The organism is Enterobacter soli ATCC BAA-2102 (assembly GCF_001654845.1).
GTDB lineage: Bacteria > Pseudomonadota > Gammaproteobacteria > Enterobacterales > Enterobacteriaceae > Enterobacter > Enterobacter soli.
Genome location: NZ_LXES01000036.1, coordinates 69677 through 90694, shown reverse-complemented (window position 1 = coordinate 90694; position 21018 = coordinate 69677). Strand labels below are relative to the sequence as shown.

General features: G+C 53.0%; 22 protein-coding genes and 5 tRNA genes. 9 read left to right on the top strand and 18 right to left on the bottom strand.

Annotated elements, in window-relative coordinates:
* Positions 1-2 precede the first annotated feature (2 nt).
* The 3 genes from modB to M987_RS12205 all read right to left on the bottom strand — a co-directional run bounded on the left by modB (position 3) and on the right by M987_RS12205 (position 1793).
* Positions 3-692: a molybdate ABC transporter permease subunit gene (modB, locus tag M987_RS12215; RefSeq protein ID WP_014069407.1), complete on the bottom strand. Its 690-nt coding sequence runs from the start codon at positions 690-692 to the stop codon at positions 3-5.
* Positions 692-1465 carry a molybdate ABC transporter substrate-binding protein gene (gene modA / locus M987_RS12210; RefSeq protein WP_014069406.1) on the bottom strand — a complete coding sequence of 258 codons (774 nt, stop codon included), beginning with the start codon at positions 1463-1465 and terminating at the stop codon, positions 692-694. Before modA ends, modB begins: the two co-directional genes overlap by 1 nt.
* Positions 1466-1643: 178 nt before the next feature.
* Positions 1644-1793 (bottom strand): AcrZ family multidrug efflux pump-associated protein, encoded by a 150-nt coding sequence (locus M987_RS12205; RefSeq protein WP_014069405.1) that lies wholly within the window; start codon positions 1791-1793, stop codon positions 1644-1646.
* A 127-nt stretch (positions 1794-1920) separates the two neighbouring features.
* On the opposite strand from M987_RS12205, the gene modE reads away from it, so the two are divergent.
* The 7 genes from modE to gpmA all read left to right on the top strand — a co-directional run bounded on the left by modE (position 1921) and on the right by gpmA (position 9691).
* On the top strand, positions 1921-2709 hold the full coding sequence (modE, locus tag M987_RS12200) for a molybdenum-dependent transcriptional regulator (RefSeq protein ID WP_014069404.1): 789 nt from the start codon (positions 1921-1923) through the stop codon (positions 2707-2709).
* Between the two features lie 67 nt (positions 2710-2776).
* Positions 2777-4249, top strand: a complete 1473-nt coding sequence (gene modF, locus M987_RS12195; protein ID WP_014069403.1) for a molybdate ABC transporter ATP-binding protein ModF — start codon at positions 2777-2779, stop codon at positions 4247-4249.
* A gap of 200 nt (positions 4250-4449) precedes the next feature.
* Positions 4450-5466 carry a UDP-glucose 4-epimerase GalE gene (gene galE, locus M987_RS12190; RefSeq protein WP_014069402.1) on the top strand — a complete coding sequence of 339 codons (1017 nt, stop codon included), beginning with the start codon at positions 4450-4452 and terminating at the stop codon, positions 5464-5466.
* 9 nt (positions 5467-5475) lie between these two features.
* Positions 5476-6522: a galactose-1-phosphate uridylyltransferase gene (gene galT / locus M987_RS12185; RefSeq protein WP_014069401.1), complete on the top strand. Its 1047-nt coding sequence runs from the start codon at positions 5476-5478 to the stop codon at positions 6520-6522.
* A 5-nt stretch (positions 6523-6527) separates the two neighbouring features.
* Positions 6528-7676 (top strand): galactokinase, encoded by a 1149-nt coding sequence (gene galK, locus M987_RS12180; RefSeq protein ID WP_014069400.1) that lies wholly within the window; start codon positions 6528-6530, stop codon positions 7674-7676.
* Positions 7670-8713: a galactose-1-epimerase gene (gene galM, locus M987_RS12175; protein ID WP_014069399.1), complete on the top strand. Its 1044-nt coding sequence runs from the start codon at positions 7670-7672 to the stop codon at positions 8711-8713. Before galK ends, galM begins: the two co-directional genes overlap by 7 nt.
* A 225-nt stretch (positions 8714-8938) precedes the next feature.
* Positions 8939-9691, top strand: coding sequence for a 2,3-diphosphoglycerate-dependent phosphoglycerate mutase (gpmA, locus tag M987_RS12170; protein ID WP_014069398.1), 753 nt, complete (start codon positions 8939-8941; stop codon positions 9689-9691).
* Between the two features lie 61 nt (positions 9692-9752).
* On the opposite strand, the gene aroG is transcribed toward gpmA, so the two are convergent.
* The gene (gene aroG, locus M987_RS12165; RefSeq protein WP_014069397.1) at positions 9753-10805 is read right to left on the bottom strand and encodes a 3-deoxy-7-phosphoheptulonate synthase AroG; all 1053 of its coding nucleotides are present in this window, start codon (positions 10803-10805) and stop codon (positions 9753-9755) included.
* 303 nt (positions 10806-11108) lie between these two features.
* Between aroG and M987_RS12160 the strand changes: the two genes are divergently transcribed.
* Complete coding sequence (locus M987_RS12160) at positions 11109-11489, top strand: YbgS-like family protein (RefSeq protein WP_014069396.1); 381 nt, start codon at positions 11109-11111, stop codon at positions 11487-11489.
* A 99-nt stretch (positions 11490-11588) separates the two neighbouring features.
* On the top strand, positions 11589-12527 hold the full coding sequence (gene zitB / locus M987_RS12155; RefSeq protein WP_014069395.1) for a CDF family zinc transporter ZitB: 939 nt from the start codon (positions 11589-11591) through the stop codon (positions 12525-12527).
* Here zitB and pnuC read toward each other — a convergent pair.
* The 14 genes from pnuC to ybgC all read right to left on the bottom strand — a co-directional run bounded on the left by pnuC (position 12524) and on the right by ybgC (position 20885).
* Positions 12524-13243 carry a nicotinamide riboside transporter PnuC gene (pnuC, locus tag M987_RS12150; protein ID WP_014069394.1) on the bottom strand — a complete coding sequence of 240 codons (720 nt, stop codon included), beginning with the start codon at positions 13241-13243 and terminating at the stop codon, positions 12524-12526. The two genes, zitB and pnuC, sit on opposite strands and share 4 nt — an antisense overlap.
* Positions 13244-13265: 22 nt before the next feature.
* Positions 13266-14309 (bottom strand): quinolinate synthase NadA, encoded by a 1044-nt coding sequence (gene nadA, locus M987_RS12145; protein ID WP_014069393.1) that lies wholly within the window; start codon positions 14307-14309, stop codon positions 13266-13268.
* Positions 14310-14599: 290 nt separating this feature from the next.
* Positions 14600-14675: transfer RNA gene (locus M987_RS12140), tRNA-Lys, on the bottom strand.
* A 31-nt stretch (positions 14676-14706) separates the two neighbouring features.
* A tRNA-Lys gene (locus M987_RS12135) sits at positions 14707-14782 on the bottom strand.
* 42 nt (positions 14783-14824) lie between these two features.
* Positions 14825-14900: transfer RNA gene (locus M987_RS12130), tRNA-Lys, on the bottom strand.
* Between the two features lie 3 nt (positions 14901-14903).
* Positions 14904-14979, bottom strand: a tRNA-Val gene (locus tag M987_RS12125).
* Between the two features lie 27 nt (positions 14980-15006).
* Positions 15007-15082 (bottom strand) — tRNA-Lys (locus tag M987_RS12120).
* Positions 15083-15243: 161 nt separating this feature from the next.
* Positions 15244-16038 (bottom strand): cell division protein CpoB, encoded by a 795-nt coding sequence (gene cpoB, locus M987_RS12115; RefSeq protein WP_014069392.1) that lies wholly within the window; start codon positions 16036-16038, stop codon positions 15244-15246.
* A 9-nt stretch (positions 16039-16047) separates the two neighbouring features.
* Entirely contained in the window at positions 16048-16569 is a 522-nt protein-coding gene (gene pal / locus M987_RS12110) for a peptidoglycan-associated lipoprotein Pal (protein ID WP_003858578.1), read from the bottom strand.
* Positions 16570-16604: 35 nt separating this feature from the next.
* Positions 16605-17897, bottom strand: coding sequence for a Tol-Pal system beta propeller repeat protein TolB (gene tolB / locus M987_RS12105; RefSeq protein ID WP_014069391.1), 1293 nt, complete (start codon positions 17895-17897; stop codon positions 16605-16607).
* Positions 17898-18031: 134 nt separating this feature from the next.
* The gene (gene tolA, locus M987_RS12100) at positions 18032-19318 is read right to left on the bottom strand and encodes a cell envelope integrity protein TolA (protein WP_014069390.1); all 1287 of its coding nucleotides are present in this window, start codon (positions 19316-19318) and stop codon (positions 18032-18034) included.
* 41 nt (positions 19319-19359) lie between these two features.
* Positions 19360-19788 carry a colicin uptake protein TolR gene (gene tolR / locus M987_RS12095; protein WP_003858589.1) on the bottom strand — a complete coding sequence of 143 codons (429 nt, stop codon included), beginning with the start codon at positions 19786-19788 and terminating at the stop codon, positions 19360-19362.
* Positions 19789-19791: 3 nt separating this feature from the next.
* Complete coding sequence (gene tolQ / locus M987_RS12090; protein ID WP_014069389.1) at positions 19792-20484, bottom strand: Tol-Pal system protein TolQ; 693 nt, start codon at positions 20482-20484, stop codon at positions 19792-19794.
* Positions 20481-20885, bottom strand: coding sequence for a tol-pal system-associated acyl-CoA thioesterase (gene ybgC, locus M987_RS12085; protein WP_014069388.1), 405 nt, complete (start codon positions 20883-20885; stop codon positions 20481-20483). Before ybgC ends, tolQ begins: the two co-directional genes overlap by 4 nt.
* Between the last annotated feature and the right edge of the window lie 133 nt (positions 20886-21018).

The window sequence follows — 21018 nt, the reverse complement described above, 5'->3', positions numbered from 1 at the left end:
GGTTATTTCCCCATCCGTTCACGGCTGATGCGCGCCAGCCACTCTGAAACCAGCAGTGATACCAGCGCCAGAACAATAGAGATAATACAAAGCCTTGCTGCAGCGCTTTCACCGCCAGGCGTCTGAATCAGGGTATACATCGCTGACGGAATAGTGCGCGTTTCGCCCGGAATGTTTGACACAAAGGTAATAGTCGCCCCGAATTCACCCAGTGAACGGGCAAAGGCCAGCACGGTACCGACGATAATGCCTGGCAGCGTGAGCGGTAAGGTAATGGTCAGAAACACACGCCAGCGCCCTGCGCCTAACGTACGTGCCGCCTGTTCAAGTTTGAGGTCAACACCTTCCAGCGCCAGGCGGATCGCCCGCACCATCAGCGGGAAGGACATCACTGCCGCCGCCAGTACCGCACCGCGCCAGCTAAACGCAAACGTCAGGCCAAACCAGTCATAGAGCCGCTCGCCGATAAAACCGCGGCGCCCCATTGCAATCAGCAACAGGTAGCCCACTACAACCGGGGGTAAAACGAGAGGAAGATGAAGGATACTATCGAGCAGGGCTTTGCCTGGAAACTTACAGCGAACCAGTAACCAGGCAAAGAAGATCCCAAAAGGCAAACTCAGCACAACGGCCAGGGAAGAGACTTTAAGGCTCAGCAGCACGGCCTGCCATTCAGGATCGGTCAATATCATTAGTGAGTCGTAAATCCGTAACGTTTAAAGATTGCAGACGCCTGCGGGCCCTTCAGGTAGTCGTAGAAGGCGCTGACTGTCGCATTTTTATGTCCATCAACCACAGCAACAGGATATTCCACTTTCTTGTGGGAATCTTCCGGGAACGTACCAACCACTTTTACACCTTTGCTGGCAACAGCATCAGAGCCGTAAACGATACCCAGTGGTGCTTCGTTGCGTTCAACCAGCGCCAGTGCGCCGCGCACGTCTTCCGCCGGTGCCAGTTTAGGGGATAACGTCTCCCACGCGCCCAGTTTTTGCAGGGCTTCTTTAGCATAAATACCCGCAGGTACGTGCTCAGGATCGCCCACCGCCAGACGGCCACCGTTCAGAAGCTGAGTCCAGTTTGTCTCTTTGTTGATGGCAATATCCGCCTGCGCGCTGGCTTTTGGCGCCACAACGACCAGGCTGTTACCCAGCAAAGTGGCGCGGGTTGCCGTATCAATAGATTTTTTCTCTACCGCGTAGTCCATCCATTTCTGGTCAGCAGAAATGAACAGGTCGGCAGGCGCACCGGCTTCAATCTGGCGTGCCAGCGTAGAAGAAGATGCAAAAGAAGAGACAACCTCAACGTTCTTCTCTTTTTTGTATTCCGCTGCAATATCCTGCATCGCGTTAGTCAGCGACGCCGCTGCAAAGACCGTGATTTTACCTTCTTCAGCCAGTGCGTGACCCGCCAGAGAAAGTGTCAGTGTTGCCCCTGCGAAAAGGCGTAACCATGTACGTGCCATCTGTAGCTCCTGTGAGTGTCGTTATATACATCCAAATATAACGACAACTGTAGGGATATCCTAGCGTTAAATCGTACCGATTAATGAGTAAACTCACCCGATGTTGTGAATAATATCGGCGGGAAAGGAAGAAACTTGAGAGCAAAACGCCCGGGCAGGCCGGGCGTTTTGTAGGGAATCAATGCTGCTTTTTAGGCTGGTCTTTGTGACCGATGTTCGAAAACACGTTGAACACTTCACCCAGGCCGTAGATAGCACCGAGGATGAGAGCCATCACTACTGGTACCATGATCACGGCGAATACCAGACTTTTCAACAACTCTAACATGGTTTTCTCCAGACATTGTGAACGGCTTATTCTACCCTTTCAAGTGAGAAAAACATCCCCTTTTGTGCGGTGCACTTTGCCCGCAGGGGCATTTGGGTCACAATACACTTTTTGCCAGGACATTGTTATGCAGGCCGAAATTCTCCTCACCTTACGACTTCAGCAGAAGCTTTTCGCCGATCCGCGACGTATCGCCCTGCTTAAACAAATAGAGCAAACGGGCTCAATTAGCCAGGGGGCAAAAAACGCCGGCATCAGCTACAAAAGCGCCTGGGATGCCATCAATGAAATGAACACCCTGAGCGAGCAGGCGCTGGTCGACAGAGCAACCGGCGGTAAGGGCGGCGGCGGTGCGGTATTGACACGCTACGGTCAGCGTCTGATTCAGCTTTACGATCTGCTGGCACAGATTCAGCAAAAAGCCTTTGATGTCTTAAGCGATGACGACAACGTTCCCCTGGATAGCCTGCTGGCCGCGATTTCCCGTTTCTCGCTCCAGACCAGTGCCCGCAACCAGTGGTTTGGTACCGTGACGGCCAGGGACAACTCGCATGTACAACAACATATTGAGATCCTGCTGGCAGACGGCGCGACGCGTCTGAAAGCCGCCATCACCGCGCAAAGCGGAGAGCGCCTCGGGTTGGACGAAGGCAAAGAAGTTCTGGTGTTACTGAAAGCCCCCTGGGTCAGCATCACGCGCGACCCTGAGCTGGCGAAACACGCCGATAACCAACTGCACGGCGCAATCAGCCACATTGAACGCGGCGAGGAGCAGTGTGAAGTGCTCATGACGTTACCGGATGGGCAAATTCTGTGTGCCACCGTGCCACTCGCCGATGCCGCTGAGTTAGAAGAAGGTGCTGTCGTCACCGCATATTTCAACGCAGACCGGGTGATTATCGCCACATTATGCTAAGCGCATTGACAAGCGTGCCGACTGTGAGTATCCCTGACGCTTATTGCTGCAAAAAATGGGATAAATCATGTTATCATTGCATATTTCGCAAGGTACGTTTCGTCTTAGCGATACCCGAACGCTGGCGCTTCCTGATTTAACGTTACGCGCAGGGGAAAGCTGGGCCTTTGTCGGCACAAACGGTAGCGGTAAATCTGCCCTGGCGCGCGCACTGGCAGGCGAGCTCACGCAGCTAAAAGGCGAACGTCAGTGCAACTTTACGCGCCTGACTCGCCTCTCGTTTGAGCAACTGCAAAAGCTGGTCAGCGATGAATGGCAGCGTAACAATACCGATTTGCTGAGTCCCGGTGAAGAAGATACCGGCCGCACCACGGCCGAGATAATCCAGGATGAGATAAAAGACAGCGCACGCTGCCAGTATCTGGCCGAACAATTCGGCATTACCGCCCTTCTGGACAGACGCTTTAAATATCTTTCCACCGGCGAGACGCGAAAAACACTGCTGTGTCAGGCGCTGATGAGCGAACCGGAACTGCTGATTCTGGATGAGCCCTTCGACGGGCTGGACGTGCAATCCCGCGCCCAGCTGGCAATCCTGCTGGAAAAGCTCAATCAGCAAGGTTACACCCTGGTTCTGGTGCTTAACCGCTTTGATGAAATCCCGGATTTTGTGCAAAACGCCGGAGTATTAGCAGACTGTAGCCTGACCGAAACCGGTGAAAAAGCCGCATTACTGAAGCAGGCCCTGATTGCGCAGCTGGCGCACAGTGAAAAGCTGGACGGTATTTTACTCCCTGAACCCGACGCTCCTTCTGCCCGCCACGGCTTAGATCCCCACCAGCCGCGCATTGTGCTGCATAACGGTGTGGTTTCTTATAACGATCGCCCTATCCTTAACCAGCTGAGCTGGACGGTAAACCCCGGCGAACACTGGCAGATTACCGGCCCTAACGGGGCGGGAAAATCGACGCTGCTGAGCCTGATAACCGGCGATCATCCGCAGGGTTACAGTAACGATCTCACCCTGTTTGGCCGCCGTCGCGGAAGCGGCGAAACCATCTGGGACATTAAAAAGCATATTGGCTACGTCAGCAGCAGTTTGCATCTGGACTATCGCGTCAGCACTACGGTGCGCAACGTCATTTTGTCGGGATTTTTCGATTCCATCGGCATTTATCAGGCGGTTTCGGACAAACAGCACAAGCTGGCGCAGCAGTGGCTGGATATTCTGGGCATGGATAGCCGGGTCGCTGACGCGCCGTTTCATAGCCTGTCGTGGGGACAGCAGCGGCTTGCACTCATCGTCCGTGCGCTGGTGAAACATCCTACTTTGTTGATCCTCGACGAACCGCTCCAGGGGCTGGATCCGCTCAATCGCCAGTTGATTAGACGCTTTGTGGATGTGCTGATCGGGGAAGGTGAAACCCAGCTGTTGTTTGTGTCACATCACGCCGAAGATGCCCCTTCCTGCATTACTCACCGCCTGGAATTCATCCCGGATGGTGAGAGCTATCGCTACCTTCTGAGCAAAATCGATTAATCAGACGGGGGCCCTGCCCCCGCTTTTCAGATTACCTGCAACATTACAACGTTATCTCTTTGATCTAGAATGCTACCGTCCATTCAAAATTAAGGTGCGATGATTAGTGTAAACGATTCCACTATTTTATCCCATGTCACACTTTTCGCGTCTCTGTTATGCTATGGTTAATTCATACCATAAGCCCAATGGAGCGAAATATGCGAGTTCTGGTAACAGGTGGTAGCGGTTACATAGGTAGTCATACCTGCGTGCAGCTGCTGCAAAACGGACATGATGTCATCATCCTCGACAACCTGTGCAATAGTAAGCGCAGCGTGCTGCCTGTGATTGAACGTCTCGGCGGCAAACAACCTACCTTCGTCGAAGGCGATATTCGCAACGAAGCGTTGATGACCGAGATCCTTCACGACCACGCCATTGAAACCGTGATCCACTTTGCCGGTCTGAAAGCCGTTGGCGAATCGGTCGCAAAACCGCTTGAATATTACGACAACAACGTCAACGGTACGCTGTGCTTAATTTCAGCCATGCGCGCAGCAAACGTGAAAAACTTTATCTTCAGCTCGTCTGCCACCGTGTATGGCGATCAGCCAAAAATCCCTTATGTCGAAAGCTTCCCGACCGGTACGCCACAAAGCCCGTATGGCAAAAGTAAGCTGATGGTGGAACAGATCCTGACCGACCTGCAAAAAGCGCAGCCTGACTGGAGCATCGCCCTGCTGCGTTACTTCAACCCGGTTGGCGCACATCCATCAGGCGATATGGGTGAAGACCCGCAGGGCATTCCAAACAACCTGATGCCGTATATCGCGCAGGTGGCTGTTGGCCGTCGCGATTCACTGGCGATTTTTGGTAACGATTATCCAACCGAAGATGGCACTGGCGTGCGTGACTATATTCATGTCATGGACCTGGCCGATGGTCACGTTGCAGCGATGCAGCAGCTGGCAGACAAACCGGGCGTGCATATTTACAACCTCGGCGCGGGTGTCGGGAGCAGCGTGTTGGATGTGGTAAATGCCTTCAGCAAAGCGTGTGGCAAGCCGGTGAATTATCACTTCGCACCCCGCCGCGATGGCGACCTTCCGGCTTACTGGGCTGATGCAACCAAAGCCGATAAAGAGCTTAACTGGCGTGTAACGCGCACGCTTGATGAAATGGCACAGGATACCTGGCACTGGCAGTCACGCCACCCACAGGGCTATCCGAATTAAGGATTTGTCATGACGCAATTCAATCCCGTCGATCATCCGCATCGTCGTTTTAACCCGCTTAGCGGGCAATGGATTTTGGTTTCACCGCATCGCGCCAAGCGCCCCTGGCAGGGGGCGCAAGAAACGCCTGCAAAACAGACGCTGCCTCAGCATGATCCAGACTGTTTCCTGTGTCCGGGCAACACGCGCGTCACCGGCGATACCAACCCTGACTACAAGGGAACATACGTTTTCACCAACGATTTTGCAGCCCTGATGACCGACACCCCGGATGCACCGGAAAGCGAAGATCCGCTGATGCGTTGTGAAAGCGCACGTGGCACCAGCCGCGTGATCTGCTTCTCGCCCGATCACAGCAAAACGTTGCCGGAACTGAGCGTCGAGGCCCTGAAAGAGGTGGTAACCACCTGGCAGGCACAGACTGCAGAGTTAGGTCAAACCTATCCCTGGGTGCAGGTGTTCGAAAACAAAGGTGCGGCGATGGGTTGCTCTAACCCGCACCCGCACGGCCAGATTTGGGCGAACAGCTTCCTGCCAAACGAAGCCGAGCGCGAAGACCGTCTGCAAAAAGAGTATTACGCGCAGAATGGCTCGCCGATGCTGGTGGATTACACCCAACGCGAGCTGGCTGATGGCAGCCGTACCGTGGTCGAAACCGAACACTGGCTGGCCGTTGTGCCGTACTGGGCTGCCTGGCCATTTGAAACGCTGCTGCTGCCAAAAGCACATGTGCAACGCATCACCGACCTCAGCGATGCGCAGCGTGATGATCTGGCACTGGCGCTGAAAAAACTGACCAGCCGCTACGACAACCTGTTCCAGTGTTCCTTCCCATATTCGATGGGTTGGCACGGCGCACCGTTTAACGGTGAAGAAAATCAACACTGGCAGTTACATGCCCATTTCTATCCGCCGCTGCTGCGTTCCGCGACGGTACGTAAATTTATGGTGGGCTACGAAATGCTGGCCGAAACCCAGCGTGATCTGACGGCAGAACAGGCGGCAGAACGTCTGCGCGCCGTTAGCGACGTCCACTATCGCGAATCAGGAGTCTAAAAAAAATGAGTCTGAAAGATAAAACACAATCCCTGTTTGCTGAAACATTTGGCTACCCTGCCACCCACGTTATTCAGGCGCCTGGCCGCGTTAACCTGATTGGCGAACACACAGATTATAACGACGGCTTCGTGCTGCCCTGCGCCATTGATTACCAGACGGTGATCAGCTGCGCTAAACGTGATGACCGCAAGGTTCGCGTAGTGGCTGCGGATTATGACAACCAGACTGACGAATTCTCTCTGGATGCCCCGATTATTGCCCACGATACCCAGCAATGGTCGAACTACGTGCGCGGCGTGGTTAAGCATCTGCAAAAGCGCGATAAAAACTTCGGCGGTGCCGATCTGGTGATCAGCGGTAACGTCCCGCAGGGGGCCGGGCTGAGCTCATCGGCTTCGCTGGAAGTGGCGGTAGGTACTGTATTCCAGCAGCTTTACCATCTGCCGCTGGACGGCGCGCAAATCGCGCTGAATGGACAGGAAGCAGAAAATCAGTTCGTTGGCTGTAACTGCGGCATTATGGATCAGCTGATTTCGGCCCTCGGTAAGAAAGAGCACGCGCTGCTGATTGACTGCCGTTCGCTGGGAAGCAAAGCGGTTCCTCTGCCAAAAGGCGCGGCGGTCGTTATCATCAATAGTAACTTCAAGCGTACCCTGGTAGGCAGCGAGTACAACACTCGTCGTGAACAGTGTGAAACCGGCGCGCGTTTCTTCCAGCAGACTGCCCTGCGCGACGTTTCTATCGATGAATTCAACAAAGTTGCCCATGAGCTTGATCCGATCGTTGCCAAACGCGTTCGCCATGTTCTGACGGAAAACGCCCGTACGGTGGAAGCTGCTTCAGCGTTGGCAAAAGGTGATTTGAAACGCATGGGTGAACTGATGGCTGAATCTCATGCCTCCATGCGCGATGATTTCGAAATCACCGTGCCGCAAATCGACACCCTGGTTGAGATTGTTAAAGCCACCATCGGCGATAAAGGCGGTGTGCGCATGACTGGCGGCGGTTTCGGCGGCTGCGTCGTGGCTCTGGTGCCTGAAGAGCTGGTTCCGGCCGTTCAGGATGCCGTAGCGAAACAATACGAAGCGAAAACCGGCATCAAAGAAACCTTCTATGTGTGTAAAGCAACGCAAGGAGCGGGACAGTGCTAAACGAAACGCCAACCCTCGCACCAGATGGTCTGCCGTATCGCCTGTTAACTCTGCGCAACAGCGCAGGGATGGTGGTTACGCTGATGGACTGGGGCGCAACATTACTCTCGGCACGTGTGCCTATGCCTGATGGCAGCGTGCGTGAAACCCTGCTCGGCTGCGCGTCGCCGGAACAATACATCACTCAGGCGGCCTATCTCGGCGCATCCGTGGGCCGTTACGCCAACCGCATCGCCAAAAGCCGTTTTGTACTGGATGGCGTGAGCTATCCGCTGCTGTCCAGCCAGGGCGAAAACCAACTGCACGGCGGGCCGGAAGGATTTGATAAACGCCGCTGGCAGATTGTTCAGCAGAATGATGGCGAAGTGCTGTTCTCGCTGGACTCTCCTGATGGCGATCAGGGCTTCCCGGGTAATCTCGCCGCCACGGCACGTTTTACCCTGACGGAAGATAACCGTATTGCGATTGAGTACCGCGCAACGACTGATAAAGCCTGTCCGGTCAATATGACTAACCACGCGTATTTCAATCTCGACGGTAACCAGTGCGATGTTCGCCAGCATAAGCTTCAGCTGCTGGCAGATGACTATCTGCCGGTCGATGAGATGGGTATTCCGTATCAGGGCCTGAAATCGGTGAGCGGCACCAGCTTTGATTTCCGCGTGGCAAAACCTGTCGCCCAGGATTTCCTGAGCGATGACGATCAGCGCAAAGTGAAAGGTTACGACCACGCTTTCCTGTTACAGGCACAAGGCGGCGTGAAGCAGCCTGCGGCCCACGTCTGGTCGGCGGATGAAAAGTTGCAGATGACGGTCTATACCACGGCCCCTGCCCTGCAATTTTATTCGGGTAACTACCTCGGCGGCACGCCAGCCCGCGCGCATAACGAGTACAGCGACTGGCAGGGCCTGGCGCTGGAAAGCGAGTTCCTCCCGGACAGCCCTAACCACACGGAATGGCCGCAGCCAGACTGCGTGCTGCGCCCGGGTGAAGAGTACGTTAGCGTGACGGAATATCAATTTATTCCTCACGCATAACGCCAGGCGCAATCCTGGGAAATGTAGAGCTCTCGCCACGAGGGCTTTTTTTTGTCCATCTTGCTGAAAATAGCGCCACTCATAGACAAAATCATAACCCTGGATTCACAAGCAGCTTACACTGAGAGACTATTTTCGCTATGGTTATGGTTAAGCGTTGCCGCTGGCACTGACACGGCAATATAATGAGAATTGTTATCATTCAAAATGCTTGAGGAGTAAGAGATGGCTATTACTAAGCTGGTTCTGGTGCGCCACGGCGAAAGCCAGTGGAACAACGAAAACCGCTTTACCGGTTGGTACGATGTTGACCTGTCCGAGAAAGGCGTAAGCGAAGCAAAAGCAGCAGGTAAACTGCTGAAGGAAGAAGGCTTCAGCTTTGATTTTGCTTACACCTCTGTGCTGAAACGTGCCATCCACACTCTGTGGAACGTTCTGGACGAGCTGGATCAGGCATGGCTGCCAGTTGAGAAATCCTGGAAACTGAACGAGCGTCACTACGGTGCTCTGCAAGGCCTGAACAAAGCTGAAACCGCTGAGAAATACGGTGACGAGCAAGTTAAACAGTGGCGTCGTGGCTTCGCAGTGACTCCACCAGAGCTGACCAAAGATGACGAGCGTTACCCGGGCCACGATCCGCGCTATGCGAAGCTGACCGATGCTGAACTGCCACAGACCGAAAGCCTGGCGCTGACCATCGACCGCGTTGTGCCTTACTGGAACGAAACCATTCTGCCACGCCTGAAAAGCGGTGAGCGCGTTATCATCGCAGCTCACGGTAACTCCCTGCGCGCGCTGGTGAAATTCCTGGATAACATGGGTGAAGACGAGATCCTCGAACTGAACATCCCAACTGGCGTGCCGCTGGTATACGAGTTCGACGAAAACTTCAAACCAATCAAACACTACTATCTGGGTAACGCTGACGAAATCGCTGCAAAAGCGGCGGCCGTAGCGAACCAGGGTAAAGCGAAGTAATTTTCGCCAGACATAAAAAAAGCGTGGAGCAATCCACGCTTTTTTATTGCCAGAATCCGTATCAGCCGCGACGTGCTTTTACCGCGTCCGCCAGCTGACGCAGAATCGTGTCAGTATCTTCCCAGCCAATGCAGGCATCCGTCACGCTCTTGCCATAAACCAGCGGCTCGCTGCCTTCCAGATTCTGGTTGCCTTCAACCAGGTGACTTTCGATCATCACACCGATGACTGCCGTTTCGCCGCCCGCAATCTGCTGACATACGTCCGTGCCCACTTCCATCTGCTTTTTGAATTGCTTGCTGGAGTTAGCGTGGCTGAAGTCGATCATCACCTGCGGTGACAGCCCTGCTTTCTCAAGACCGGTTTTCACTTCTGCCACATGTTTTGCGCTGTAGTTCGGCTCTTTACCGCCGCGCAGGATGATGTGGCAGTCGCCGTTACCGCTGGTGTTCACGATGGCAGAGTGACCCCATTTGGTCACTGACAGGAAGCAGTGCGGCGCACCTGCGGCATTGATTGCGTCAATGGCCACTTTGATAGTGCCGTCGGTCCCATTTTTGAAACCAACCGGGCAAGAAAGGCCGGATGCCAGCTCGCGGTGCACCTGAGATTCTGTGGTACGTGCGCCGATAGCACCCCAGCTCATGAGGTCGGCAAGATACTGTGGGGTGATCATGTCCAGGAATTCACCGGCAGCTGGCAGACCGCTGTCGTTGATTTCCAGCAGCAGCTTACGCGCGATGCGCAGACCGTCGTTGATCTGGAAGCTGTTATCCATGTGAGGATCGTTAATCAGCCCTTTCCAGCCCACGGTGGTACGCGGCTTTTCAAAATAAACGCGCATCACGACTTCCAGCTCGCCTTTTAGCTCATCACGCAGTTTAATCAGGCGGGAAGCGTACTCTTTAGCCGCCGCAGGATCGTGAATGGAGCATGGGCCAATCACCACCAGAAGACGATCGTCGTTACCTTTCAGGATCTTATGGATCGCTTTGCGGGCATGGGAAACCGTGTTTGCTGCGTTTTCTGTGGCGGGGAATTTTTCAAGGAGTGCTACTGGAGGTAATAACTCATTGATCTCTTTAATGCGTAAATCGTCATTCTGATAATTCATTTTCTGTTCAGCTCTGCCATATCTTTAGTAATGATTGCAATCCTTTCAATCTATCTCGTCGGCCAGGAAGTGTAAACGGGATTTTACACTTCACGCAGATAATTCCTGGAATTAGCCTAAAAATCGCCACAAAATAGCGAAAAGTGAGTTCTGACCTAATCTTTTTAACTGTAACAACTATTTTTGAGTGATTAAACGCGATTCGATACTGACGTAAGTCTGTATACCAGAATCTTTCGCCTGTGAACGAGATGCACTGTTGGAAATGTTATCCAGCGTAACGACAAAAACAGGAGCAGCATGATGAAAATGACGAAACTGGCAACCCTCTTCCTGACCGCCACCCTCACCCTGGCAAGCGGTAGCGTGCTCGCCGCAGAAACGAGCGCATCTGAAGGCAACGGTGACGCCAATGCCGCAGCATCAGCAGGCCAGGTCGCCCCTGATGCCAAACAGAACATCGCCCCTAATAATGTCGATAACAGCCATATCAACAACGGCAGCACCAATACGGGTGGGACAATGCTCCATCCGAACGGTACCGGTTCGGGCACAATGAATCATGACGGTATGACCACGGATGAGGTGCATAAAAATTCGATGTGTAAGGACGGTAAATGCCCGGACCCGAATGACAAAGTGGGGAACGATGCTGATACCAAAACGGATGGCACCACGCAATAACATTGAATATTCTGACCAAAGGAGAGCCTGAGCTCTCCTTTTTTATTTAACCTCTTAAAAACGCTACACTAAAAATAATAACAAATCAGGAAAGAAGACATGGCGCACACCCACTCCCATTCACACACTTCAGGTGACGACAACGCTAAGCGGCTGGCACTGGCTTTCGGTGTTACTGCAACCTTTATGGTCATCGAGGTCATCGGCGGGCTGATTTCAGGCTCTCTGGCGCTGCTGGCTGACGCCGGGCATATGCTTACCGACGCCGCTGCCCTGCTGTTTGCGTTGCTGGCGGTACAATTTGCACGCCGTCCGCCTAATGCCCGCCATACGTTTGGCTGGCTCAGGCTGACGACCCTTGCGGCCTTTGTTAACGCCATTGCGCTGGTCGTTATTACCATTCTTATCGTCTGGGAGGCGTTTCAGCGTTTCAGACACCCGCAACCTGTTGCCGGTGCAACCATGATGGTTATTGCCGTTGCCGGACTGCTTGCCAACATCCTGGCATTCTGGATTTTGCATCGCGGCAGCGGCGAAAAGAATCTGAACGTGCGGGCCGCGGCGCTTCACGTGCTGGGTGATTTGCTGGGTTCGGTAGGGGCTATTGCGGCTGCGCTGGTTATCCTCTACACAGGCTGGACACCTATCGACCCGATCCTGTCGGTGCTGGTTTCATGCCTTGTGCTGCGCAGTGCCTGGCGGCTTTTGAAAGAGAGTGTTAATGAGTTACTGGAGGGTGCGCCCACTTCGCTGGATATCCCGGCGCTCAAGCGCAACCTGTGCCGCTCGATCCCGGAAGTGCGAAACGTGCACCATGTTCATGTCTGGCTGGTGGGTGAAAAACCGATTATGACGCTGCATGTCCAGGTGATCCCACCTCACGATCATGATGCGCTACTTGAACGCATTCAGCATTTCCTGGAACACCACTACGAGATTGCTCACGCAACCATCCAGATGGAATATCAGCCCTGTAACGGTCCGGACTGCCATCTTAACGAGATGCAGTCCGGCCATTCACATCATCACCATCATTAACTGGATAGCGCGTGTGAGCCACGCTCACGCGCGCTGTTTATCCACATACGACTACCGTTGAGCGCAATGAAGGTCAGCAGCAGATATTCCAGCGACATGGCGTAAACGCCTTGCAGGGCGAAAATCACCACGCTGATGACGTTAATGATGACCCACAGCAACCAGTTTTCGACGTACTTGCGGGTCATCAGGATCATCGCCGCAATCGACAGCACCATCATGCAGGAATCCCAGAACGGGAAGGCATCAGGCTGGAGCTCGGGCATAGCGACATTCAGCCCAAGCGTTGACATCACTGACACCGCAATGCGTGTCAGGAAGGCGAACACCGGGTTGATAAACACGGTCATTAAGCCGATAGCGACTATGCAGGCCACAAACCAGGCGATTGCTTTAGGTAGCGGCAACCAGCGGATCTGGAGTTCTGCTTCCTGCTGGCTGTTCTGACGCGACCAGGCATACCAGCCATAAATATTGGCGGCAAAGAAGAACAGCTGCAACAGCAGGCTGGCGTAGAGCTGGATCTGGAAGAAAATAATCGCAAACAGCGTGACGTTGATAAGCCCAAACGCGTAGTTGCTGATCTTCTCCAGGCTGGCCAGCCAGATACAAAGCAGGCCAGCCAGTGTACCTATCGCTTCAATCCATGACAGGTCGTAGCCACCCGCACCAATCGGTATATGAACCAGAATGTTTTGCGTGCTAAAAAAATCCATCTTTTCCCCTGGGCGTGTTGAATTAAGTACGTAGTGTAGCCGCAAAATCCAGCATTCGGTTAAGCGGAATTAACGCGCCTTCACGCAATGCGGCATCCACATGTACTTCATGGGCCGCACCACCCGCTTCTAACCCTTCTGCAATGGCTTTCAGGCCGTTCATCGCCATCCACGGGCAGTGGGCGCAGCTACGGCAAGTTGCGCCCTCTCCTGCGGTCGGCGCTTCGAGCAGCTCTTTTTCCGGCACGGCCTGTTGCATCTTATAGAAGATGCCGCGATCGGTGGCCACAATAAGCTGCTTATGCGGTAGCGTCTTCGCAGCATTAATCAGCTGACTGGTTGACCCTACGGCATCTGCCATGTCGACAATCGACTGCGGTGATTCCGGGTGAACGAGAATGGCCGCCTGCGGGTATAACCCCTTCATACGTGCCAGCGCTTGCGTTTTGAATTCATCATGCACAATACATGCGCCCTGCCAGCAGAGGACATCGGCACCGGTTTGCTTTTGAACATAGTTCCCAAGATGACGATCGGGTGCCCAGATGATTTTCTCACCCAGGCTATCCAGATGTTCAATCAGCTCTACCGCAATGCTGGAGGTCACTACCCAGTCTGCACGTGCTTTGACCGCGGCAGAGGTATTAGCGTAGACCACGACAGTACGGTCAGGATGCGCATCGCAGAACGCGGAAAACTCCTCGATTGGGCAACCGAGATCGAGCGAGCATTCGGCGTTTAACGTCGGCATCAGGATGGTTTTTTCCGGGCTTAAGATCTTTGCCGTTTCACCCATAAAACGCACGCCCGCCACCAGTAGCGTGGAAACGGGATGTTTTGCGCCAAAGCGCGCCATCTCCAGGGAATCGGAGATACACCCGCCTGTCTCTTCCGCCAGTTGCTGAATTTCCGGGTCGGTGTAGTAATGCGCCACCATCACCGCATCACGCTCTTTGAGAAGTCGTTTGATCTTCTCACGGTAGAACTGTTTTTCATCCAGGGTTAGCGGGACGGGCTTTGGTGGGAAGGGATAGATCGCGGCTTCTGGATCGAACATCACACTCATTATGGCTTCTCGTTTCACTGGCTTAACAATATTGCCTTTCTTTTGCATGACATAGCAAAACGGGTGGCAATTGTGTTTTGTATACTAAACAAGATAGCGAATTTGAGGTGAAAAGTCACCGGAAATAGGTGCGCGCAGCATTTGTCGGGTGGCGGCTTTGCCTTACCCGACATGACAGGGCCTGAGTTTTGTTTTTCGTAGGCCTGATAAGCGCAGCGCCATCAGGCAATGTGCTTTAGGCTCTGGAGTCGCAGATAGCAAAAAGGCGCCTTTAGGGCGCCTTTTTACATTGGTGGGTCGTGCAGGATTCGAACCTGCGACCAATTGATTAAAAGTCAACTGCTCTACCAACTGAGCTAACGACCCCTTGCGGGATGTACTTCAAATTTATTCAGGCTGGTGGGTCGTGCAGGATTCGAACCTGCGACCAATTGATTAAAAGTCAACTGCTCTACCAACTGAGCTAACGACCCATCTGGGTATTGCCTGAATTATCACTCGGAACCAATAAGAATTGGTGGGTCGTGCAGGATTCGAACCTGCGACCAATTGATTAAAAGTCAACTGCTCTACCAACTGAGCTAACGACCCGAGTGGTGGGTGATGACGGGCTCGAACCGCCGACCCCCTCCGTGTAAAGGAGATGCTCTACCAACTGAGCTAATCACCCACTCTGTACTACCGGAACTGCTTTAAGTGGTGGGTCGTGCAGGATTCGAACCTGCGACCAATTGATTAAAAGTCAACTGCTCTACCAACTGAGCTAACGACCCACTTTTGCGCTGCTTTCACGTTGTTTGATATCCCGTGGCAACGGCGGCATATATTACTGATTTAAGAATTCTGCGCAACAAAAATTTCGATGAAGATCACTTAACTGCTTAGTAATCATGCTGCACGACCAGAAATAACGCGATTTCTGGTCATGCGGTAATCATCCCATCGAACTCAGACGTTTTTGCGCCTGTTTGGCACCTTCGGTACCCGGGAACTTCGTCACAACCTGCTGGTAGACGGCTTTCGCTTTTGCGGTATCACCTTTGTCCTGCATGATCACGCCGACCTTGAACATCGCATCAGGTGCTTTAGGTGATTTTGGGTAATTTTTCACCACAGAGGCAAAATAAAACGCCGCATCATCCTTCTTACCCTTGTTGTAATTCAGCTGACCAAGCCAGTAATTCGCATTTGGCTGGTAAGTGGAATCAGGGTACTTCTTGACGAAGTTTTGAAACGCAACGATAGCATCGTCCTGACGAGATTTGTCCTGTACCAGGGCAATGGCCGCGTTGTAATCCGTATTCGCGTCACCGCTCTGTACAGGCGCACCTGTCGAGGCTGAAGCATCTGCTGCCGGAGCCGGTGTTGCCGCAGCACCACCACTCTGATCGCCCGCTGCTGGCTGTGCGGCTGCACCACCGTTACTCAGGCTATCAATTTGCAACATGATCTGCTTCTGACGATCCATAACCTGATTCAGCTGATACTGACTTTCCTGGATCTGCCCACGCAAAGAATCAATATCGCTTTGGTTATCAGAAAGTTGCTGCTGGAGTTGGGTTAAAAGCTGGCTGTGAGCATTAGAAATACGCTCGAGTTGAGTGACACGGTCTTCAACCGAGCCTGAGCCGACACTACTGATTGGTGCCTGAGCAAAAGCGGCCCAGGGGGCCGCTATTCCAACCAGTAACGACAGACTCAACAGATGATGTCTGAAGTTACTGTTCATGCAATTCTCTTAGTAAACCAGTACGGCACGACGGTTTTTGGAGTAAGCCGCTTCGTCATGACCCAGTACTGCTGGTTTTTCTTTACCGTAAGAAACGATGGAGATCTGGTCAGCAGAAACGCCTTTACCTTGCAGGTACATTTTAACAGCGTTAGCACGACGTTCACCCAGGGAGATGTTGTACTCTGGAGTACCACGTTCGTCCGCGTGACCTTCTACGGTGACTTTGTAAGATGGGTTGCTACGCAGGAAGTTAGCGTGAGCATCCAGCATCGCAGCGAAGTCAGAACGGATGTCGTACTTATCCAGATCGAAGTAAACGATGTTGTTCTGCTGCAGCTGCTGCATCTGAAGACGCGCTTGCTCTTCAGAAGACATGTTGCCATTGCCGTTCGCGTCCATACCGGTGCCGGCACCCATCATGCCTTCGCCGCTCTGGTCATTGCTTGCGTTCTTGTTAGAAGAACACGCTGCGATTGCCATTACAGGCAGAGCGATCATCAGCCCCTTCAGCACTTTGTTCAGTTGCATTTCTATGATTCCTTTAGTAATCAATTAATTATTATTTACAGATACGGCGACCAGGCAGGTGATTTTACCTGTCCATCAGTAGCCGGAATACGCGCTTTGAAACGCCCATCTGTAGAAACCAGATTCAGCACAGATCCCATCCCCTGAGAAGAGCTGTAGATTACCATAGTGCCGTTAGGTGCCAGACTTGGCGTTTCATCCAGGAACGTTGACGACAGAACTTGAACGCCACCCGCTACCAGATCTTGTTTGGCAATGTGCTGCTGCCCACCGTTGGAGCTGACCATTACCATAAACTTACCGTCGCTGCTCACGTCTGCGTTCTGGTTCTGTGTACCTTCCCAGGAAATACGCTGCGGAGCACCGCCGTTGACATTCACTTTATAGATTTGTGGACGGCCTGCCTGGTCGGAAGTAAACGCCAGGTTCTGGCTATCCGGGAACCAGGTCGGCTCAGTGTTGTTGCTACGACCATCAGTCACCTGACGGATCTGGCCAGACCCAATGTCCATCACGTACAGGTTCAGGCTACCGGTTTTAGACAGGGCAAATGCCAGTTTTGAACCATCCGGAGAGAATGACGGCGCACCGTTGTGACGCGGGAAGGACGCAACCTGGCGTACAGCACCGTTTGACAGCGTCTGAATGACCAGCGCAGAACGGCCGCTTTCGAAGGTGACATAAGCCAGTTTAGAACCGTCTGGAGACCATGCCGGAGACATCAGCGGCTGTGCAGAACGGTGAACTGTGAACTGGTTGTAACCGTCGTAATCGGACACGCGCAGTTCATACGGGAACTGACCACCGTTGGTCTGCACCACATAAGCGATACGGGTACGGAACGCACCTTTAATACCGGTCAGCTTCTCGAACACTTCGTCACTTGCCGTGTGGCCAGCATAACGCAGCCACTGCTTGTTCACTTTGTAAGAGTTCTGAGCCAGAACGGTACCTGGCGCACCACCGGTATCCACCAGCTGATAAGCCACGTTATAGCCGCCGTCCGGGCTAGGAGTTACCTGGCCTACAACAACCGCATCAATACCCAGCGCAGACCATGCAGCAGGTTGAACCTCCTGCGCAGTACCCGGCTGCTGAGGCAGACGAGAACGATCTAACGGGTTGAATTTACCGCTGTTACGCAGGTCAGCCGCAACGATGCCACCAATATCTTCTGGTGCAGCGCCAGGACCGGCCCACTGGAACGGTACAACACCGATTGGGCGTGCCGAGTCTACCCCCTGGGTGATCTCGATACGTACTTCTGCGTGCAGCACAGCTGCCCACAGCATTAAGAAACTAAATGCTACACGTAATGCCTGCTTCATCATATCTCCCTTATCTGGGTAACCTTACCCGCGATAATTTAGCAGAATGTTAACAAACTCAAATAGACAAAACTACCAGAACCCTGTGACTAAACCTGGTCTATTTTTCCCCGTTTGCACGGGGAAAATGTAACTTAAGGTTTGAAGTCCAGCGGTGCATTTTTAAACGTTTCATACACAGCCTGAGACGGCGGTTTAGGGAACTTCGTCATTCTGCTGGTCGCAGACAGCATCTGCTGACAGAACGCATCATCCCCACCTTCCGGTTTCACGCTAAGTATCGAGCCGTCTGAACTGATGTTTACACGCAAAGTACAGGTTTTGCCTTTGTAGGTATCCCAGTCATACAGGTGGCCACGAATAGCTGCCTGAACCTGAGAGATGTACGAAGCAATCTCTGCCTGAGATGCACCACCCTGCCCCGGCTTACTTCCTTTAGCAGGAGATGAACCACCAGCGCTACCACTGGTCGTGCCTTTCGGCGCATTCTTACCAGAACTCAGGTCGCCCAGCAGGTCATCCACTCCCGATGCAGCAGCGGCTTTTTCCGCGGCAGCCTTTTTAGCAGCCGCAGCGGCTTTCTTATCAGCAGCAGCTTTTGCAGCAGCGGCAGCTTTATCCGCAGCAGCCTTTTCAGCAGCAGCAGCTTTCTTAGCCTCAGCGGCAGCAGCAGCCTTCTCAGCTGCAGCAGCTTTTTCCGCAGCAGCTTTCTCAGCGGCAGCCGCTTTCTTAGCTGCATCGGCGGCAGCTTTCTTCTCGGCTTCCTGAGCGGCTTTTTTCGCGGCATCTGCTTCAGCTTTCTTCTGAGCATCTGCTGCGGCTTTTTTCGCAGCTTCGGCTTCAGCTTTCTTCTGAGCATCGGCAGCCGCTTTCTTTGCTGCTTCCTCAGCCTGTTTCTGGGCATCCGCTGCGGCTTTCTTCGCAGCTTCTGCGGCCAGTTTTGCCTGTGCGTCAGCCTGAGCTTTCGCATCAGCAGCCGCTTTCGCTGCGGCCTCTTCGGCTTGTTTCTGCTGTTCCTGCGCTTTTTTAGCAGCGGCTTCAGCCTGTTTCTGCTGTTCCGCCTGCTCTTTTGCTGCTTCCTGCGCCTGCAAACGTTCTTTCTCGAGCTGCTTCAAACGCTCCTGCTCTGCGGCCTGCTTTTCACGCAGTTCCTCAGCTTGCTGTTGCGCCTGTTTATCACGCTGCTCTTCAGCACGTTTTGCACTCGCCTGCTGTTGTTGCTGGCGATTATAGTTTTGTACTACCGCACCAGGATCCACCATGACGGCGTCGATGGAAGAACCCCCACCACCGCCAGCTGATGCATCTATATGCTCGTCGAACGAACTCCAGATCAGTGCCGCAAAAAGAATAACGTGCAGCACTGCGGAGATAATTATCGCTCGCTTAAGCTTATCGTTTTGTTCGGTTGCCTTTGACACTATCGGTTCCCAAAAACTCGTATCCCACTGCTAGCAGGTGATCAAATAGGCTGCGTCATTAAGCCAACAGACTTAACGCCCGCGCTATGGAGCAAGTTCAGCGCTTTTATAATTTCATCGTAAGGCACATCTTTTGCACCACCGATTAAGAATACCGTCTTCGGATTTGACTCCAGGCGGCGCTGCGCTTCGGCAATCACCTGCTCTGGCGGTAACTGATCCATACGATCTTTTTCTACCACCACGCTGTATTGCCCTACGCCGGAAACCTCAATGATGACCGGAGGATCGTCATTGGTGCTTACCGCCTGTGATTCTGTCGCATCCGGCAGATCAACTTCCACGCTCTGGGTGATTATCGGCGCTGTTGCCATAAAGATAAGCAACAGCACTAACAGTACGTCCAGCAGAGGAACGATATTGATTTCGGACTTGAGCTCGCGACGACCTCGTCCACGCGATCTGGCCATGGTTTACCCCTTGTTACTCTCGGTGCTGGTAAACGCCTGACGGTGCAGAATCGCGGTGAACTCTTCCATAAAGTTGTCGTAGTTCAGTTCCAGTTTGTTCACGCGCTGATTCAGACGGTTATAGGCCATAACCGCCGGGATAGCGGCGAACAGACCGATAGCGGTCGCGATCAGTGCTTCTGCGATACCCGGAGCAACCATCTGCAACGTTGCCTGCTTCACCGCACCCAGGGCGATAAAGGCGTGCATAATCCCCCACACTGTACCGAACAGGCCGATATACGGGCTGATGGAACCGACTGTGCCAAGGAAAGGAATATGCGTTTCAAGGGTTTCCAGCTCACGGTTCATAGAAATGCGCATCGCACGAGACGCACCTTCAACGACCGCTTCCGGTGCATGGCTGTTAGCGCGATGCAAACGGGCGAATTCTTTGAAACCGCTGTAAAAAATTTGTTCGGAGCCTGCGAGGTTATCCCGACGCCCCTGGCTTTCCTGATACAGACGGGAAAGTTCGATACCAGACCAGAACTTGTCTTCAAACGCTTCAGCCTCGCGGCCAGCGGCATTGAGGATACGCGTTCTCTGGATGATGATGGCCCAGGATGCGATTGAAAAACCAATCAAAATCAACATGATAAGTTTAACCAGAAGGCTTGCCTTCAGGAACAAATCAAGGATATTCATGTCAGTCACTGCTTAAACTCCGCGACAATAGACTTAGGAAGCGCACGAGGCTTCATGATGAGTGGATCAACACAGACAATCAGTACTTCAGCTTCGTTCAGTACCGTGTTCTCTGCATTGAGGATCCGTTGCGTGAACACCAGTGAGGTTCCGCGCATTGATGTTATTTCTGTTTGGACTTCGAGCATATCGTCGAGTCTGGCAGGCGCAAAATACTCAAGCGTCATCTTGCGTACCACAAAGGCAACTCGCTCAGCCAACAGCACTTGTTGGCTAAAGTGATGATGGCGCAGCATCTCTGTGCGTGCCCGTTCATAAAAAGCAACGTAGCTGGCATGGTAAACCACACCACCGGCATCGGTATCTTCGTAGTAGACACGAACCGGCCATCGAAACAGCGTTGTATTCACTTTACATCCCGGTAATGCAACAAAAGTTAACTCTTTTAAACTTCGCTACTATACGCGCGGGAAAGGTGGTTTGGAATGGGAGAAAGTAAACGGAGAGTAAATTTTTATGGGCTCGGGTAAGCCCATATGATTA